14 protein-coding genes are annotated in these 17,206 nt (G+C 70.8%); 6 read left to right on the top strand and 8 right to left on the bottom strand.

Annotated features, from left to right (window positions below; translation table 11 throughout):
- Positions 1 to 205: 205 nt before the first annotated feature.
- Positions 206 to 1,042 (bottom strand): class I SAM-dependent methyltransferase, encoded by an 837-nt coding sequence (locus tag OG599_RS19255; protein WP_327177209.1) that lies wholly within the window; start codon positions 1,040 to 1,042, stop codon positions 206 to 208.
- 84 nt (positions 1,043 to 1,126) lie between these two features.
- On the opposite strand from OG599_RS19255, the gene radA reads away from it, so the two are divergent.
- Positions 1,127 to 2,539, top strand: coding sequence for a DNA repair protein RadA (gene radA, locus OG599_RS19250; RefSeq protein ID WP_327177208.1), 1,413 nt, complete (start codon positions 1,127 to 1,129; stop codon positions 2,537 to 2,539).
- Between the two features lie 80 nt (positions 2,540 to 2,619).
- Positions 2,620 to 3,744 carry a DNA integrity scanning diadenylate cyclase DisA gene (gene disA, locus OG599_RS19245; RefSeq protein WP_327177206.1) on the top strand — a complete coding sequence of 375 codons (1,125 nt, stop codon included), beginning with the start codon at positions 2,620 to 2,622 and terminating at the stop codon, positions 3,742 to 3,744.
- 98 nt (positions 3,745 to 3,842) lie between these two features.
- Here disA and OG599_RS19240 read toward each other — a convergent pair whose 3' ends face one another.
- Complete coding sequence (locus tag OG599_RS19240; protein WP_327177205.1) at positions 3,843 to 4,673, bottom strand: hypothetical protein; 831 nt, start codon at positions 4,671 to 4,673, stop codon at positions 3,843 to 3,845.
- A 264-nt stretch (positions 4,674 to 4,937) separates the two neighbouring features.
- Between OG599_RS19240 and OG599_RS19235 the strand changes: the two genes are divergently transcribed.
- Positions 4,938 to 5,843, top strand: a complete 906-nt coding sequence (locus tag OG599_RS19235; protein WP_327177204.1) for an A/G-specific adenine glycosylase — start codon at positions 4,938 to 4,940, stop codon at positions 5,841 to 5,843.
- 149 nt (positions 5,844 to 5,992) lie between these two features.
- Here the strand turns inward: OG599_RS19235 and OG599_RS19230 are convergent, their stop codons facing one another.
- A complete protein-coding gene (locus tag OG599_RS19230) occupies positions 5,993 to 6,700 on the bottom strand; it encodes a M23 family metallopeptidase (RefSeq protein WP_327177203.1) in 708 nt (235 codons plus the stop codon).
- Between the two features lie 474 nt (positions 6,701 to 7,174).
- On the opposite strand from OG599_RS19230, the gene OG599_RS19225 reads away from it, so the two are divergent.
- On the top strand, positions 7,175 to 7,534 hold the full coding sequence (locus tag OG599_RS19225; RefSeq protein WP_327177202.1) for a trypco2 family protein: 360 nt from the start codon (positions 7,175 to 7,177) through the stop codon (positions 7,532 to 7,534).
- 26 nt (positions 7,535 to 7,560) lie between these two features.
- Positions 7,561 to 10,872 (top strand): NACHT domain-containing protein, encoded by a 3,312-nt coding sequence (locus OG599_RS19220; protein WP_327177201.1) that lies wholly within the window; start codon positions 7,561 to 7,563, stop codon positions 10,870 to 10,872.
- 93 nt (positions 10,873 to 10,965) lie between these two features.
- Here OG599_RS19220 and OG599_RS19215 read toward each other — a convergent pair whose 3' ends face one another.
- Positions 10,966 to 13,494, bottom strand: a complete 2,529-nt coding sequence (locus OG599_RS19215; RefSeq protein WP_327177200.1) for an ATP-dependent Clp protease ATP-binding subunit — start codon at positions 13,492 to 13,494, stop codon at positions 10,966 to 10,968.
- Positions 13,495 to 14,000: 506 nt separating this feature from the next.
- Between OG599_RS19215 and OG599_RS19210 the strand changes: the two genes are divergently transcribed.
- Positions 14,001 to 14,705, top strand: a complete 705-nt coding sequence (locus OG599_RS19210; RefSeq protein ID WP_327177199.1) for an SCO3374 family protein — start codon at positions 14,001 to 14,003, stop codon at positions 14,703 to 14,705.
- Here OG599_RS19210 and OG599_RS19205 read toward each other — a convergent pair.
- The 4 genes from OG599_RS19205 to OG599_RS19190 form a co-directional block, all read right to left on the bottom strand.
- Positions 14,684 to 15,025: a histone-like nucleoid-structuring protein Lsr2 gene (locus OG599_RS19205; protein WP_327177198.1), complete on the bottom strand. Its 342-nt coding sequence runs from the start codon at positions 15,023 to 15,025 to the stop codon at positions 14,684 to 14,686. The two genes, OG599_RS19210 and OG599_RS19205, sit on opposite strands and share 22 nt — an antisense overlap.
- Before the next feature lie 145 nt (positions 15,026 to 15,170).
- Complete coding sequence (locus OG599_RS19200) at positions 15,171 to 15,740, bottom strand: amino-acid N-acetyltransferase (RefSeq protein WP_327177197.1); 570 nt, start codon at positions 15,738 to 15,740, stop codon at positions 15,171 to 15,173.
- 9 nt (positions 15,741 to 15,749) lie between these two features.
- Positions 15,750 to 16,364 (bottom strand): BlaI/MecI/CopY family transcriptional regulator, encoded by a 615-nt coding sequence (locus OG599_RS19195; RefSeq protein WP_327177196.1) that lies wholly within the window; start codon positions 16,362 to 16,364, stop codon positions 15,750 to 15,752.
- A gap of 605 nt (positions 16,365 to 16,969) precedes the next feature.
- Positions 16,970 to 17,149: a hypothetical protein gene (locus OG599_RS19190; RefSeq protein ID WP_327177195.1), complete on the bottom strand. Its 180-nt coding sequence runs from the start codon at positions 17,147 to 17,149 to the stop codon at positions 16,970 to 16,972.
- Between the last annotated feature and the right edge of the window lie 57 nt (positions 17,150 to 17,206).

Genomic DNA, 17,206 nt, shown 5'->3' with positions numbered 1-17,206 from the left:
CGCTCGAAACGGGACAGGAACCCCCCATTCCGGCACGTGCGCCGTTGTGCGCCCCCCGGCGCTCCCGGAGCGCTCACGCCGCCCCACGCGGCTCCCGCACCCCCACACGCCCTCATGGGCTCCCACCCGGAGCCCATGAGGTCGTACGCACCGGACGCCGCCTGGCCCGCCCTCCGGGCGGACGGCGCCACTTCCCCACCACGCTTCAGCCGGACACCCGGCCGGACGCCAGCAGCGCGCGGTGCGGCAGCACCAGCAGCTTCTCGTCCTCACCGCCCGGGAGCACGAACTCCGCGCTGAGCGCCTCGTAGTGGCGCTTGATCTCCGCGACCGTGGCGGGCGTCTGGGCGGTGACGATGCGGCCGATCGCCGCCACCCCGGTGGCGGCCCCGCTCCACCACTCCTCGACGGTGGCCCGGTGGTCCCAGGCGAGGGGCGTACAGGAGACGTCGGTCAGCCCGGCCCCCGCCAGCAGCGCGGCGAGGCCCTCGGGAGTCTGCTCGAACGCCTCCTCCGGGGCGAGCGGGGGCACCTCCGGCGGGCGGAGGGCTCCGGCGGCGGCGACCGCCCGGCCGAGCAGCCGCTGGCCGATCCCGGCGTCGGCGCCCCAGATGGTGACGGCTATCCGGCCGCCGGGGCGGGTCACCCGGCGCAGTTCGGCGAGCGCCTTGCGGGGGCGCCCGACGTGGTTGAGGACGAAGTTGGCGGCCACCGCGTCGAACTCGCCGTCGGCGAAGGGCAGCTCGGGCAGGAGCGCGACGTGCACGTCGGCCGCCGGGGCCGCCTCGGTGGCGCTCTTCACCATGTCCGGTTCCGCGTCCACGGCCGTGACCACCGCGCCCCGCGCGCACGCCGCGACGGCCACCGCCCCGGTGCCGGTGCCCACGTCCAGGACGCGGGCGCCCCCGCCCACGCCCGCCGCGTCCAGCAGGTCGGGCACGGTGCGGGCGCAGAGCCGGGCGAAGGACGCGGCGTAGGCGTCGGCCAGGCCCGCCCACCTCAGGCGCTCGGCCTCGTCGAACGGTGTGGTGCTGCTGGTCATGCGGTCCCCTCCCACCATGGGCCCGCGGTCGCCCGCGGCCCTCCGGAAAACCCCATTGTCGTAGCCGGGCCATAAGGTGACGGCATGGTTGCCCGTACGAAGTCCACGAAGGACCGTCCGTCCTACCGCTGCACGGAGTGCGGGTGGACGACCGCCAAGTGGCTCGGCCGCTGCCCGGAGTGCCAGGCCTGGGGCACCGTCGAGGAGTTCGGCGGCGCGCCCGCCGTGCGCACCACCGCGGCCGGCCGGGTCTCCACCGCCGCGCTGCCCATCGGCCAGGTGGACAGCCGGCAGGCGACGGCCCGCTCGACCGGTGTCGGCGAGCTGGACCGGGTGCTGGGCGGCGGGCTCGTCCCGGGCGCCGTGGTGCTGCTGGCCGGGGAGCCGGGGGTCGGCAAGTCGACCCTGCTGCTCGACGTGGCCTCGAAGGCCGCCGGCGAGGAGCACCGCACCCTCTACGTCACGGCCGAGGAGTCCGCGAGCCAGGTCCGGATGCGCGCCGACCGGATCAAGGCGATCAACGACCACCTCTACCTCGCGGCGGAGACCGACCTCTCGGCCGTGCTCGGCCACCTCGACGCGGTGAAGCCCTCCCTACTGGTGCTGGACTCGGTGCAGACCGTCGCGTCGCCGGAGATCGAGGGCGCGCCGGGCGGTATGGCGCAGGTCCGCGAGGTCGCCGGGGCGCTCATCCGCGCGTCCAAGGACCGGGGCATGGCGACCCTGCTGGTGGGCCACGTCACGAAGGACGGCGCGATCGCCGGGCCCCGGCTGCTGGAGCACCTGGTGGACGTGGTGCTCTCGTTCGAGGGGGACCGGCACGCGCGGCTGCGGCTGGTCCGGGGCGTCAAGAACCGTTACGGCGCGACCGACGAGGTCGGCTGCTTCGAACTGCACGACGAGGGGATCACGGGTCTCGCCGATCCGTCCGGCCTCTTCCTGACGCGGCGCGACGAGCCGGTGCCCGGCACCTGTCTGACCGTCACCCTGGAGGGCAAGCGGCCGCTGGTCGCCGAGGTGCAGGCGCTCACGGTCGACTCGCAGATCCCGTCGCCCCGCCGCACCACCTCGGGTCTGGAGACCTCGCGGGTCTCGATGATGCTGGCGGTGCTGGAGCAGCGGGGCCGGATCAGCGCGCTGGGCAAGCGGGACATCTACAGCGCGACGGTGGGCGGGGTGAAGCTCACCGAGCCCGCCGCGGACCTGGCGATCGCGCTGGCGCTGGCGAGCGCGGCGAGCGACACCCCTCTCCCGAAGAACCTGGTCGCCATCGGTGAGGTGGGTCTCGCCGGAGAGGTGCGCAGGGTCACCGGCGTGCAGCGCCGGCTGGCCGAGGCGCACCGCCTCGGGTTCACGCACGCGCTGGTCCCGAGCGATCCGGGCAAGGTCCCGGCCGGTATGAAGGTCACAGAAGTCGCCGACATGGGTGATGCTCTCAGGGTGCTGCCGCGCCGGTCTCGTTCGGAGGCACCACGGGAGGACGGCGCGCGCCGGTAGACTTTGCCCTGGTCTCGCCCGCTCGCACGCGCGGCACGAGGGACGCAAGGGCACCGCAAACCTGTGACCGGAGGAGTGCAGTGGCAGCCAACGACCGGGCATCATCGCCCGGAAAGTCCGGCCAAGGCACCGGTAACGAAGCGCTGATGCGCGCTTCGCTGAGCGCGGTCGCGCCCGGAACGGCCCTGCGTGACGGGCTGGAGCGCATCCTGCGGGGGAACACCGGCGGGCTGATCGTCCTCGGCATGGACAAGACCGTCGAGTCGATGTGCACCGGCGGTTTCGTGATGAACGTCGAGTTCGCCGCGACCCGTCTGCGCGAGCTGTGCAAGCTCGACGGTGCGCTCATCCTCGACAAGGACATCACCAAGATCCTGCGGGCGGGCGTCCAGCTCGTCCCGGACGCCTCGATCCCCACCGAGGAGACCGGTACCCGTCACCGCACGGCCGACCGCGTCTCCAAGTCGTGCGGTTTCCCGGTCGTCTCGGTCTCCCAGTCGATGCGCCTGATCGCGCTGTACGTCGACGGCGAGCGGCGGGTGCTGGAGGAGTCCTCCGCGATCCTGTCCCGCGCCAACCAGGCCCTCGCCACGCTGGAGCGGTACAAGCTCCGCCTCGACGAGGTCGCCGGCACGCTCTCCGCGCTGGAGATCGAGGACCTGGTGACGGTCCGGGACGTGACGGCCGTCGCGCAGCGGCTGGAGATGGTCCGCCGGATCGCGACGGAGATCGCGGAGTACGTGGTCGAGCTCGGCACCGACGGACGCCTGCTGTCGCTCCAGCTGGACGAGCTGATCGCGGGCGTGGAGCCGGAGCGGGAGCTCGTCGTACGCGACTACGTCCCCGAGCCAACGGCGAAGCGTGCGCGCACGGTCGCCGAGGCGCTGACCGAGCTGGACGCGCTGAGCCACTCCGAGCTGCTCGAACTCGCCGTGGTGGCGAGGTCGCTGGGGTACAGCGGTTCGCCCGAGACGCTGGACTCGGCCGTCTCCCCGCGCGGTTTCCGGCTGCTGGCGAAGGTGCCGCGGCTGCCCGGCGCGATCATGGAGCGGCTGGTGGAGCACTTCGGCGGTCTGCAGAAGCTGCTCGCGGCGAGCGTGGACGACCTCCAGACCGTGGACGGCGTCGGCGAGGCGCGGGCGCGCAGCGTCCGCGAGGGCCTCTCCCGCCTCGCCGAGTCCTCGATCCTGGAACGGTACGTCTGACCCCGGAGCGGCACGTCCGACCCGTACCGCACGACTCGACGGGCCGATCCCGGGGCGGGCCGATCCCCTGCCGGAACCAGCCCCCGCGAGGTGGGGCGTCAGTCCTTGGCGAGGACGAAGGACGCGCGCTGGAGCGGCTCGCCCGGGGCCTTGGCCTCCAGGAGGTACGTCCCCGGGGCGGCCTTCCCGGTCGGCGGGGTCGCGCAGTTCGGGGCGCTCTTGGTGCGGTTCCAGTCGATCGTGCGGATCACCGTCCGCCCTGCCGGGACCTTGAAGAAGAGGCTGCCGGACGCGGTCGGGCAGTCCTTCGAGGACCACACCTGGTCGTCGTCGTCCCCGCTCGCGTCGGTGACGGTGAGCACCACGACCTTCGGGCCGAGGTCGGCCTTGCAGTCGCCGGTGGACGTGTTCTTCGCGATCAGCTCGAACTTCGGGGTCTCCTCGGGGTCGTACGTCACCTTGGTGCGCACGCTCAACTGCACAGCGGCAGGACGGCAGTCGGGGAGCGCGGAGCTCGCGGGGACCTGGACGCCCGCCGTGCCGCCGGCCGATGCGGCGGAGCCGTCGGCCGTGTCCGAGGAGGCTTCCGCTCCGGCCGAGGGGCTCGCGCCCGGATCGTCGCCGTCACCGTTCGCACCGTCGGACGACCCGTCAGAACCGCCGCCGGACCCGTCCGCGCCGCCCGACTCGTGCCGTCCGCCGGGCTGTTGGCTGATCGCCGGCCCGGATTCGGAGGGGCCGGGAGTGATCGACTGCGCGGGCTCGGAGCTGCCGGGCTTGGCGTCGGGCGGGCTCTTCTTGCCCGCGCCGGGCAGGAAGAGCCAGGCGAGCAGCGCGGCGAGCAGCGCAACCAGAACCGCCGCTACCACCCTCCGTCGCCAGTAGATGCTGGAGGGAAGCGGGCCGACCGGTTTGCGCAGAGATCCCACGTCGCAAACTGTACGAGAGATCGTGGCCAACTCCCGCCCCACCCGCCGCTCCGATCGTCAACTTTTACGGATCATCATTCCGCGAGGGCCTGTTGAGGGGCCGCCGAGGACCCGTTGCGCGGCACACACGCCGGACAAGTATGGGGATACCGTCGCAGAGGGGACAGAACGGGTGGCGTTGTTCGCCCAGAGGCGCCCGCCGGGGGGCGACACCCCCGTGCCCGTGACCGTCGCCGGGGCTTCCGTGCCAGGATCGTAGGTGCGATGACTGCCACGACTTCGACACACACGCCCCCCGCTTCCCTCCTCCACACCCCCGTCATCGGGTGGTTCGAGCAGCACGCCCGCGATCTGCCCTGGCGCCGCCCCGAGGCGGGCGCCTGGGGCGTGATGGTGAGCGAGTTCATGCTCCAGCAGACCCCGGTGAACCGGGTCCTCCCGGTGTACGAGCAGTGGCTGGCCCGCTGGCCGCGCCCGGCCGACCTGGCCGCCGAGGCGCCGGGCGAGGCGGTCCGCGCCTGGGGCCGGCTCGGCTACCCGCGCCGCGCGCTGCGCCTGCACGGCGCGGCCCAGGCCATAACGGAACGCCACGGCGGCGACGTACCGAGTGAGCACGCCCAGCTGCTGGCGCTGCCCGGGATCGGCGAGTACACGGCGGCGGCGGTCGCCTCGTTCGCGTACGGGCAGCGGCACGCGGTGCTCGACACGAACGTCCGCCGGGTGTTCGCGCGGGCCGCCACCGGCATCCAGTACCCGCCGAACGCGACCACCGCCGCCGAGCGCAAGCTCGCCCGCGCGCTGCTCCCCGAGGAGGACGAGCGGGCGGCGGCCTGGGCGGCGGCGACGATGGAGCTCGGCGCGCTGGTCTGCACCGCGAAGAACGAGGACTGCTCGCGCTGCCCGATCGCCTCGCAGTGCGCCTGGCTGCTCGCCGGGAAGCCCGCGCACCAGGGCCCGGCCCGCCGGGGCCAGGCGTACGCCGGTACGGACCGGCAGGTGCGCGGACGGCTCCTCGCGGTGCTCCGCGACTCCGTCGCCCCGGTCTCGCAGGCCGCCCTGGACGCGGTGTGGGACGAACCGGTGCAGCGCGCCCGCGCCCTGGACGGCCTGGTGGCCGACGGGCTGGTGGAACCGCTGGCGAACGGCCTCTACCGGCTGCCGCTGACCTGATGCGACCGGCCTGATCCGCCCGGCCGGGGATGTGGCGGGCGGCGGGCACGGCGAAGCCCCGGGACTGAACTTCTCGTTCAGTCCCGGGGCTTCTCGGATCACCGGGCTCGGGTCACCGGGCTTCTTGGATCAGCCGGGTCGGAGCTCGGTCAGACCGACACGTGGACGGTCCGCAGGTAGTTCACCGGGTTGATCGCCGAGCCGTAGTTGGCCGTGGTCCGGACCTCGAAGTGCAGGTGCGGGCCGCTGGAGTTACCGGTGTTGCCGGAGAGACCGATCAGCTGGCCGGTCTTCACGGTCTGGCCGATACGGACGTCGATCTTCGACAGGTGCGCGTACTGCGTGAACTTGCCGTTGGCGTGCTTGATCACGATCGCGTTGCCGTACGCCGGGCCGTCGCCGCCACCGTTCGGGCCGGCCTTGACGACCGTACCGCCGTGGGCGGCGTGGACAGCGGTACCGATCGGCACCGCGAAGTCCTGGCCGGAGTGCTTGTGGGCCCAGCGGTCGCCGCCGGTGCCGTAGGTGGCACTCAGGGTGTAGTGCTTCACCGGGACCTGCCACGAGGCGGCGTTCTTCTTCGCGGCGGCCTGCTTGGCGGCCGCGGCCTTCTTGGCGTTGTCGGCCTGCTTCGCGGCGGACTTCTTGGCGTCCGCAGCGGCCTTGTTCTGGGCGGACGCCTGCTTGGCGACCGCGTCGGCGGTGGTGGCACTGGTGAGGGCGACGGTGCCCGTGGTGCCGGAGGCGAACGCCGCGCCAGCACCCAGGACCATCGACGCTCCCAGACCGGCGGCCAGGACAGCGCCGCGGACACGAGAGGTGGACGGGCGGGTGGGGGTCGTAACGCGCTTCGACATACGAGTAGGTCCTCCGAAGATGGGGGCCCCCGGTCGTTCTGTCCGAGGGTGAAACCCGAGCGTTTGTCCGGGCTTGCTCCACATTGGTAACCCGCCCTGGAGCGATGCTCAAGTACCCCATCTACGAGGAAAAGCCGTAGACCGTACACGGGGAATCGGGTGCAGGAAGTCCCGCCGGAGAAGCCGCGCGAGCCCCCGGAATCCCGTCGCCGCGATCCGCTAAACCCCAGGTGGAGAAGGTCGAACCCGGAAAAACACCCAGAACCGCGGCAGATCGTTTCCACTTTCGAAGGTCCTGGCCGCCTCCGGGACCAAAGACCCTCGGACGATCCCGAGCGCCGATACGAAGCCCCCTAGTAGGCTCGAAATGGCCTGTGCGCCATGTCACCGCCGGTGGGACCAAGGGGTGTCCGCTTTGGGACCTTCGGCACGCCACGTCATCTCGCCGCCGGGCAGGCGGTACCGGGGGCTGCCATGAGTACGGACGAAACCCATCCCGTGGACCGGATCGAACTGGCCGACGCCGTCGAATCCGTCCGCAACCAGCTCATCGAGGCCGCGGCCCGCGCCACCGGGCGCCCCGTCGTCTTCGGCGTGGGCGACATCCAGATGGAGTTCACCCTGGAGCTCCGCAAGGAGGCCAAGGCGGGCGGCAAGGTCAAGGCCTGGGTGGTGGAGGCCGGCGCCGACGCCTCCCGCGCCACCGGCACCACGCACAAGGTCGCCTTCACCCTGAGCCCCCGCAAGGCCGACGGCTCCGGTCCACTGGAGATCGGCAACGACGCCCCGGGCGGCAGCACCGCCCACTTCGGACGGGGACGCGACGGCGCATGAGCGGGGCGATCCCTCCGGTGCCCCGCATGCGGCACGTACGCCGTCCCCACCCCGTACGCCCCACGGACCGCACCGTCGTCGTCCGGTCCAGCCGCCAGGGCAGCGGGGTGCTGCTCACCGACCGGCTGGTGCTGACCTGCGCGCATGTACTGGGGGGCGAGGCGCACGCGTCGGTCGCACACCCGAACCGGCCGGAACCCGTGTCCGGCCGCGTCCTCTGGGTGAGCGCCAGGCAGGACGCGGCGCTCCTGCTGGCCGAGAGCCCGCTACTGTCCGTCCCGCCCGTGCGCCTCGGTGTGCTCGCCTCGGCACAAGCCCTCTCCGGCTGCGAGATCACCGGCTTCCCCGAGATCCAGCGCTACGGCTCCGAGCGCCATCTGGAGGCCGACCAGTACACCGCCACCGTGGTGCCCCTGGCGGGCCTCCTCCGCAACCTCCTGGCCTGCGATCTGGACAGCCCGCCCCCGGTGGCGGACGAGGACGGCGAGGCCCTGCTGAGCGGCCTCTCCGGCGGTCCGGTCTTCGCCGGGGCGGTCCTCCTGGGGCTCGCCCGCCAGATGCCTCCCCGCCGCGACGGACGGCGGGTGGAGTGCGTCTCGCTGCGACCCGTGCTGGAGTCGGCGGGCTTCTGCCAGGCGTACGAGCAGGCCACCGGGTCCCCGCCCCGTACCGAACAGGTCCACGGCAACCACCCGGCCGACCTCCGGTACGAGGAGGAGTACGCGGACGCCCTCGGCGCGGCCTACCGCAGGACCAGGATCTTCGGGCTGGACGAGCTGGGGCGCCGCGACTCCGAGTGGGACCTCGACACCGCGTATCTGAGCCTGGAGGCAGAGGCAGGCGGCCGGTGGATCAGCAGGCAGGTCCGCCTCCCCGCGGCCCGGACCGCTCCCCAGCGCATCGAAGAACTCCTGACCGACCGCCCCCGGATGCTGCTCCGGGGTGACGCGGGGGCCGGGAAGACCACCCTGCTGTGGTGGCTGGCCGCGCATGCCTCGGCCGGGACGCTACCGGACCGGCTGGGGGCGTTGAACGGCCTCGTCCCCTTCGTCGTCCCCCTGCGCACCCTCCGGGCACGCAGCGAGGAGCTGCCCGCCCCCTCGGGCCTCCCCGGGGCCGCCCGGCTGGCCGTGGACACCGCGCCGGACGGCTGGGCCGGGCGCGTGCTGGAGTCGGGCCGTGGCCTCCTTCTGGTCGATGGCCTGGACGAGGTGCCGCCCGGGGAGCGGGAGGAGGCGTACACCTGGCTCTCCCACCTCCTCGCCCGCTACCCGGAGACCCGCTGCGTGGCCACCGTCCGCCCGCTCGCCGTCGAACCCGACTGGCTGGCCGCCGAGGGCTTCGAGGAGCTGCGGCTGCTGCCCCTGCGGAACGAGGACATCCAGGCGTTCGTGACGGCCTGGCACAAGGCCGCACGGCTGGACGACGACGACCATCAGCGCCTGCGTGAGCTGGAACACGACCTCGCCAGGCAGTTCCGCACCAACCGCACGCTGAGCGACCTGGCGCGTACGCCCCTGCTGTGCGCGGTGATCTGTGCCCTGCACCGCCGCCAGGAGGGTTTCCTCCCGAACACCCGATGGAAGCTCTACCGGTCCTCGCTCGACATGCTCCTGGGCAACCGGGACCAGCGGCGGGGCATCGGAGGCCCTGAGGGCATCACCATGGAAGTGGAGGAGCAGGCACTGCTCCTCCAGCGGATCGCGGTCTGGCTGGTGCGTGAGGGCCAGACGGAGTTCTCCCGGGAGCAGGCCCTGCGCCAGCTGGACCGGGCGCTGGCGAGCATGGAGCGGGTACGGAAGCAGGGGACGGCCGACGCGATCCTGACCCATCTGCTCAATCGCAGCGGCCTTCTCCAGGAACGCGCCGAGGACCTCTACCAGTTCACCCACCGCACTTTCCAGGACTATCTGGCCGCCGCGGAGTTCGTGGAGTCGGATCAGATCAACGAACTGCTCCGGTCCGCCGAGGACGAGTCGTGGGCGGACGTGATCGAACTGGCGGCCGGCCACTGCGGCCGGCGCGAGATCGGCGAGCTGATCAACGGCCTGCTGGACCGGGCGGAGGGGTACGCCCCCGGCCTCCTCGCCCTCGATGCCGAGCTCGTCCCGAAGACCCGTGTGCTGGCCGCCCTCTGCGCCCAGCACGCGACACTGCTGGACGACGGGACACGGCGCAGGGTACGTAGTGCGCTCACCGGGCTCTTCCCGCCCCGCCTGCCCTTCATGGTGAAGCTGCTCGGGTCCCTCGGTCCCGATGCGCTGGCCTACCTGCCGGGGCCGTCCACCATCCGGTCCGACAGCATCGACACTGAATTCATCGCTCGATTGCTCGGCGAGGTCGGCGGACCGGAGGCCCTGTCGTACGCCCGCGACTGGGTCGCGGCCTCCCCACGGGCAGCCCGCATGCTGGCCTCCGGCTGGACGAGCTTCCCCACCGAGGAGTTCGCGAAGGACGTGCTGGGCAAGGGAGATCTCAGCGGGGCGCTCCTGACCATCCGCTCCCATGCCGAGTTGATGGCACTGCCTCATCTCGGCTCTCTCGGGCACTATGTCGGCGTCACCCTCGGCGGCCCCTTCACCGACGCCGACCTGCGGCACGGGCTGTCCGAGGCCGCTCCCGAAATCCTGGGCCACCTCGGGAATCCACTGCTCCGCGACCTCTCGACGCTGCGCAACAGCGAAAACCTCAGGCATCTCACGGTCGACGGATGCCCCGGGGTCACCGATCTCTCCCCGCTCAAGGAATGGTTCGCCCTCCGGGATGTCAACCTCGATGTCAGCCGACTCCCGTGGGACCGGCTCACCGCCCTGCAGGAGGTGGCGCGTCTGAACGCGCTGGAACTCCGCTCCCCGACAGGACGCCTGAGCGACCTCCCTCCCCTCCCCCATCTCCGGCATCTGGCCCTGCTACGAAGCGGTGTGACGGAACTGGGCGATCTACGGGGGTGGTCCTCGCTCCAGTCCTTGCGGTTGCCCACGGTGGCCTCGCTGGTCTCGCTCGTCGACTCGCTCCGCACCGCCCCGAGCCTCACCGAGGTCGAAGTGACCCAACCCCGCGTCGAGCCGTGGCCGCGACGCGAGGAGCCGGTCACCCACGTCATCAAACTCTCCTTCGGGGTCGGTCCGGGCCCCGGTACCGACCTGCGGTCGCTCCCCGACCTGTTTCCGTCCCTTCGGTCCCTCACGCTGACCTGCCACACGGAGACCAGGATCGACCTGACACCCCTGCGCGGGCAGCCCGAGCTGAACGTGAAGGTGGTCTGGCTGGCAGCCAGGGGGCAGCTCTTCGGCGCCGAGGAACTGGGCGACCGCCTGTCCGTCCAGGACCGCTTCTGAACCCCCTGCTCCCCGCACACAAAGAAGCTGCCCCGGACCGATACCGGTCCGGGGCAGCCCCTCAACTCACGCGCTCACGCGCTCACGCCTGAACTACGACGCGTCCTTCGTCATGTTCGGACCGCCACCGGCGGCCGACTCGACCGGCGGGACGTCGGGCAGCGCCGACTTCTCCTCGCCGCGGAAGGTGAACTTCTTCTCGTCGCCTTCGCCCTCCGTGCCGACGACCACGATGTGGCCGGGGCGCAGCTCGCCGAAGAGGATCTTCTCGGAGAGGATGTCCTCGATCTCGCGCTGGATCGTCCGGCGCAGCGGCCGGGCGCCCATCACGGGGTCGTAGCCCTTCTTCGCGAGCAGGTTCTTCGCGTCCGTGCTGAGCTCGATGCCCATGTCACGGTCCTTGAGACGCTCATCCACCTTGGCGACCATGAGGTCGACGATCTGGATGATGTCTTCCTGGCTGAGCTGGTGGAAGACGACGGTGTCGTCGACACGGTTCAGGAACTCGGGCCGGAAGTGCTGCTTGAGCTCTTCGTTGACCTTGACCTTCATCCGGTCGTAGTTCGTCTTGACGTCGCCCTGGGCGGCGAAGCCCAGGTTGAAGCCCTTCGAGATGTCCCGGGTCCCGAGGTTGGTCGTCATGATGATGACCGTGTTCTTGAAGTCCACGACCCGGCCCTGGGAGTCGGTCAGGCGACCGTCTTCCAGAATCTGGAGCAGGGAATTGAAGATATCGGGGTGGGCCTTCTCGACCTCGTCGAAGAGGACGACGGAGAACGGCTTGCGGCGCACCTTCTCGGTGAGCTGGCCGCCCTCTTCGTAGCCCACGTAACCGGGGGGCGAACCGAAGAGGCGGGAAACCGTGTGCTTCTCGCTGAACTCCGACATGTCGAGGGAGATCAGCGCGTCCTCGTCGCCGAAGAGGAATTCGGCGAGCGTCTTGGAGAGCTCGGTCTTACCGACACCGGACGGGCCGGCGAAGATGAACGAGCCACCGGGGCGCTTCGGGTCCTTCAGGCCGGCCCGCGTACGGCGGATCGCCTGGGAAAGGGCCTTGATGGCGTCCTTCTGGCCGATGACGCGCTTGTGGAGCTCGTCCTCCATGCGCAGCAGACGGGAGGACTCCTCCTCCGTCAGCTTGAAGACCGGAATGCCGGTGGCGGTCGCCAGGACCTCGGCGATGAGCTCGCCGTCGACCTCGGCGACGACGTCCATGTCGCCGGCCTTCCATTCCTTCTCGCGCTTGGTCTTCGCGGCCAGCAGCTGCTTCTCCTTGTCGCGGAGGGAAGCTGCCTTCTCGAAGTCCTGGGAGTCGATCGCCGACTCCTTGTCGCGGCGGACGCCCGCGATCTTCTCGTCGAACTCGCGGAGGTCCGGCGGCGCGGTCATCCGGCGGATGCGCATCCGGGAGCCGGCCTCGTCGATCAGGTCGATCGCCTTGTCCGGGAGGAAGCGGTCCGAGATGTACCGGTCGGCCAGGGTCGCGGCCTGGACCAGCGCCTCGTCCGTGATGGAGACGCGGTGGTGGGCCTCGTAGCGGTCGCGCAGACCCTTGAGGATCTCGATGGTGTGCGGCAGCGACGGCTCCGCGACCTGGATGGGCTGGAAGCGGCGCTCGAGCGCGGCGTCCTTCTCCAGGTGCTTGCGGTACTCGTCGAGCGTCGTCGCACCGATGGTCTGGAGCTCACCACGGGCCAGCATCGGCTTCAGGATGCTCGCGGCGTCGATCGCGCCCTCGGCGGCACCCGCACCCACGAGGGTGTGGAGCTCGTCGATGAACAGGATGATGTCGCCGCGGGTGCGGATCTCCTTGAGGACCTTCTTCAGGCGCTCCTCGAAGTCACCGCGGTACCGGGAGCCGGCGACCAGGGCGCCGAGGTCCAGGGTGTAGAGGTGCTTGTCCTTGAGGGTCTCGGGCACCTCGCCCTTGACGATCGCCTGGGCCAGGCCCTCGACGACCGCCGTCTTGCCGACGCCGGGCTCGCCGATGAGGACCGGGTTGTTCTTGGTCCGGCGGGACAGCACCTGCATGACCCGCTCGATCTCCTTCTCGCGCCCGATGACCGGGTCGAGCTTGGATTCGCGGGCGGCCTGGGTGAGGTTGCGGCCGAACTGGTCCAGCACCAGGGAGGTGGAGGGGGTGCCCTCGGCGGGACCGCCGGCGGTGGCGGCCTCCTTGCTGGTGGAGTAACCGGAGAGCAGCTGGATGACCTGCTGCCGCACCCGGTTGAGGTCGGCACCCAGCTTCACCAGGACCTGCGCGGCGACGCCTTCGCCTTCGCGGATCAGGCCGAGCAGGATGTGCTCGGTGCCGATGTAGTTGTGGCCGAGCTGGAGGGCCTCGCGGAGCGACAGCTCCAGGACCTTCTTGGCTCGGGGCGTGAAGGGGATGTGGCCGGACGGGGCCTGCTGGCCCTGGCCGATGATCTCCTCCACCTGCTGGCGGACCGCCTCGAGCGAAATCCCGAGGCTCTCCAGGGCCTTAGCGGCGACACCCTCACCCTCGTGGATAAGGCCCAGGAGAATGTGTTCGGTGCCGATGTAGTTGTGGTTGAGCATCCGGGCTTCTTCCTGAGCCAGGACGACAACCCGCCGCGCGCGGTCGGTGAACCTCTCGAACATCGTTAATCGCTCCTCAGAGCGGTCAGGCAGTTAGGGGTCGGTCCCCTCCCTGTCCTTCCGCAGCTTAGTCCCGCAAGCGGGGACCGCTCATTCCAACTGCCGACCGGATCACCCCCGCAGCAGCGAGGAAACCTTGCCGATCAGCCGACACCTGCTCCAACCCGATGGTGCGAGACGATGTTCCCGCAGGCCAGGCAGATACCCCTGTCACCACTACGCCGGTGGCGAACGTGAGACGCCCCGGTCTTCGTGTCGCCCCTTCCCACCAGTCATGTCTTACCCGCAATTACAGACAGTCCATGCGGCGCGCGCCCGTTCCCTCCGCTACGGGCGAACAACCGCGTGGCGCCGGACGCTCCCTCGCACGCCCTTGACGGGAACCCTTCGTGGCGCTCCGCGCACCGTGCGTGACGCCCGCCGCGTTCCGGGGCCTCGGGCGGGAGGACCGCGTACGGCGGCAGGACGCCCTCGCGTAACCCGGAAGGCGGTCCGGCGGTTCATCGCACATGAGCCCCATCGTCCCGTCCCCTCGCGCCCCGCAGCGGGCCGACACGTCGGCACTGGTCCCGTCGGGTCGCGGGTCGGCCCCGGACGCGGGAACGCTCCGGGAGGCCGGGGGCACACAGCACGCGGAGAGCGCCGCCCCGGCGGTGGAGCGCTGGTACGAGGCCGTGCGGCGGTGGTACGAGGACGGGCTCGGCTGGGAGACCGACCGGGGCCGCCCTCCGGCGCTGCCGACCGGGGTGCGCTTCGACGTACTGGAGCTGCCCGCCGCCGCGGGCCGCGCGGTGCTGCGCCGGTTCGGACGCACCGGCCCCGTGGCGGTGGCGCAGGGGCGGATGCTGCTGCTCGTGGCGGCCGGGAGCGCGGAGGAACTGCCCGCGCTGCTGGACTGGCTGGAGTGGGGCGGCATCGCGCTGGATCTCGTGGGCATCGGAGCCGGTGGCAGGATCACCGCACCGGCACCGCACGGGGCACCGGGGCCCTGTCAGCCGGGGGCCGCATTCTGGCTGCGGCCCCCCGAGCCGCCGCGGGGCACGGACCTTTTCCTGCCGGCCCTCGCGGGTTTCGGGAGCAGGGGTGGGGATGCTCCCGATCTCGTACGGCTGGTGGACATGGCGGCGACGGAATGCCACCGGGTCCGTTTGAGGCGTTCCCGGGTACGTCCGCCGGCCGACCGGCCACCGAATCAGCCGTTGGCCTGCTCGTAGGCCTCGCGGATGTCGGCGGGAACGCGACCGCGGTCGTTCACGTTGTGGCCGTTCTCGCGGGCCCACTTCCGGATCTCGGCAGTGTCCTTGTTGCCGCCGGTGCCGGCACCGAGCGCACGGCCCTTGCGGCCCGTGGCGGCACGGCCGCCGGTGCGGCGTCCGCTCTTGGCGTACGGCTCGAGAAGGCCACGGAGCTTGTCCGCGTTGGCCGTGGTGAGGTCGATCTCGTAGGTCTTGCCGTCAAGCGCGAACGTGACGGTCTCGTTCGCCTCGCCGCCGTCGAGGTCGTCAACAAGAAGGACCTGAACCTTCTGCGCCACGAGATATCCTTTCATCGAAAATGGAGTACGCGGAAAGGAAACCGCTTTTCCCGGGAAAACACAAACCCCAGGGAGAGGTTCAGGACCCGGGGAACACGGGAAACGGGCGCGTATCGGACATAGGGACTCGGCGCAGTTCTACCGATCACAGGTGCAGAAGCATCCGGCTGTTGCCCAAGGTGTTCGGCTTCACTCGTTCGAGACCGAGGAACTCGGCGACACCCTCGTCATAGGAACGCAGCAGCTCACTGTAGACATCCGTGTCGACCGGCGTCTCGCCGATCTCCACGAAGCCGTGCTTGGCGAAGAAGTCGACTTCGAAGGTCAGGCAGAAAACCCGGCGGACCCCGAGCCAGCGCGCGGTCTGCAACAGCTTGTCGAGAACCTGGTGGCCCACTCCGCTGCCCTTGACCCGGTGATCGACGGCGAGAGTTCGCACTTCGGCGAGGTCTTCCCACATCACGTGGAGTGCGCCGCATCCGACGACCCGGGCGTCCTCGTCGCGTTCCGCGACCCAGAACTCCTGGATGTCCTCGTAAAGGGTGACCGTCGCTTTGTCCAGGAGGATGCCGTCGGTCACGTAGCCGTCGAGCAGCCGGCGCACCGCGCCCACATCGCTGGTCCTGGCACGGCGGACGGTGATGGCGGGCTTTTCGACCGCCGAGTCGGTTTCACCTTCGGTTTCCGACTCGCTTTGCGTCAGGTCTGAAGACATGTCCCGACGCTATCGCCCGCCGTCCTCGGCCGTGCCATCGGCCGGGTCTTCGGTGGGGAGTTCAGGGGTGGGTTCGGTGGGGACTTCGGGGCTGGGTTCGGTGGGGAGTTCAGGGGTGGGTTCGGTGAGGAGTTCGGGGGCGGGTTCGGTGGGAACTTCCGCCGGGGCTTCGGACGCGCCGTCGCCCGTGCCGCCCGCCGTACCGCCCGCCGCGCCGTCCCCCGTGCCCGCGGGGGGAGCCGGTGGCGCCACCGCACCGCCCGTACCGGGAGAAACGATCCGTACGGCGTCCCTGAGGGCCTCCCGCTGCTCCGCGGACATCATGCCGAAGAAGGCGACGAGAGCGGCGGCGGGGTTGTCGCTCCGCGACCAGGCGTCGTTCATCAGTGCGGCCGAGTAGGCGGCGCGCGTGGAGACGGCCGTATATCGATAAGCCCGGCCGTCGACTTCCCTGCGGACCCACCCCTTCTGGTGGAGGTTGTCCATAACCGTCATGACGGTGGTGTAAGCGATCGAGCGTTCGCGCTGAAGGTCTTCCAGGACTTCTCGCACGGTGACGGGTCGGTTCCATTGCCAGACGCGCGTCATCACGGCGTCTTCCAGCTCTCCCAATTGACGGGGCACAGGGCCACCTTAATGCGAGATGTCCGAAATGCGTAGTTATTTTTCCCGAGAGGCCCTCGCCCGGAGAACATGGAGAGAAGCCAGGGAACCCCGAAGGTGTCGAAAAAGAGCGCACGGCTCGATGTGAGTCGTGCGCTCTTGGAGTGCGCCGGGTTGTGCACGTGACATGGGGGGCGTGAATTACGCGCCGCGCGCCGGTCTTCGGGGCCGATAACCGTCCGCGCGGTCGGTTGTTCCGGACGGAAGGCACGGAAGAACGCGCACGGCACGGAAGGCACGAAGACACCACCACTCCGGGGATACCCGCACCGGAGAAAACGGGCGCGCAAACGCCTGAACGCGGGATGAATCAGGATCGCGCGCCGGGCGGAGCCCCGGATACCGGGCGCTGGATCCCGGGCGCTGGATACGCCGGATGCCGGCACCGGGCGCGACCACCCGCGAACACCGCATACGGGCGCGACATACGCGCACGGCATAGGGGCACGGGATACGGCCACCGCTCACGGGCGCGCGTATACGGCCACCCGGATGCGTGCCGGTCGCATCCCGTCCCGGTGAAACCGGCCGGGGAAACCGACTGCGGAGCCCGGTGAATGCGTCGCTCAGGCGCTTTCGGCGGCCGGGGTCTGGCGGGCGGCCTCGGCACGGGCGAGGGCGGCGTCCACGGCCGCGTCCTCCTTGGCCTTGTTCGGCCCACCCTGGCTTTTCACGATCGTCATCACGAGCCGGATGAAGAATGCGGCCATCACGACAGGCGGAATGAGCGCCTTCACGTAGTCCATGCCGTCCAGAGTAGCGAGCGTGGTACGGCGGCCCGCAGCGCCCCTCCCGGTGGGTCG

Origin of the sequence: Streptomyces sp. NBC_01335 (assembly GCF_035953295.1) — a bacterium.
Classification (GTDB): Bacteria; Actinomycetota; Actinomycetes; order Streptomycetales; family Streptomycetaceae; genus Streptomyces.
The sequence above is the reverse complement of the archived record's forward strand: the minus strand, read 5'-3'. Positions and strand labels throughout refer to the sequence as shown.

Coding starts and splice junctions, on each gene's coding strand:
- OG599_RS19210 (WP_327177199.1), top strand. CDS start 14,001: ATGAGCCCCATCGTCCCGTCCCCTCGCGCCCCGCAGCGGGCCGACACG.
- OG599_RS19255 (WP_327177209.1), bottom strand. CDS start 1,042: ATGACCAGCAGCACCACACCGTTCGACGAGGCCGAGCGCCTGAGGTGG.
- OG599_RS19225 (WP_327177202.1), top strand. CDS start 7,175: ATGAGTACGGACGAAACCCATCCCGTGGACCGGATCGAACTGGCCGAC.
- OG599_RS19230 (WP_327177203.1), bottom strand. CDS start 6,700: ATGTCGAAGCGCGTTACGACCCCCACCCGCCCGTCCACCTCTCGTGTC.
- radA (WP_327177208.1), top strand. CDS start 1,127: ATGGTTGCCCGTACGAAGTCCACGAAGGACCGTCCGTCCTACCGCTGC.
- OG599_RS19200 (WP_327177197.1), bottom strand. CDS start 15,740: ATGTCTTCAGACCTGACGCAAAGCGAGTCGGAAACCGAAGGTGAAACC.
- OG599_RS19220 (WP_327177201.1), top strand. CDS start 7,561: ATGCGGCACGTACGCCGTCCCCACCCCGTACGCCCCACGGACCGCACC.
- OG599_RS19235 (WP_327177204.1), top strand. CDS start 4,938: ATGACTGCCACGACTTCGACACACACGCCCCCCGCTTCCCTCCTCCAC.
- OG599_RS19215 (WP_327177200.1), bottom strand. CDS start 13,494: ATGTTCGAGAGGTTCACCGACCGCGCGCGGCGGGTTGTCGTCCTGGCT.
- OG599_RS19190 (WP_327177195.1), bottom strand. CDS start 17,149: ATGGACTACGTGAAGGCGCTCATTCCGCCTGTCGTGATGGCCGCATTC.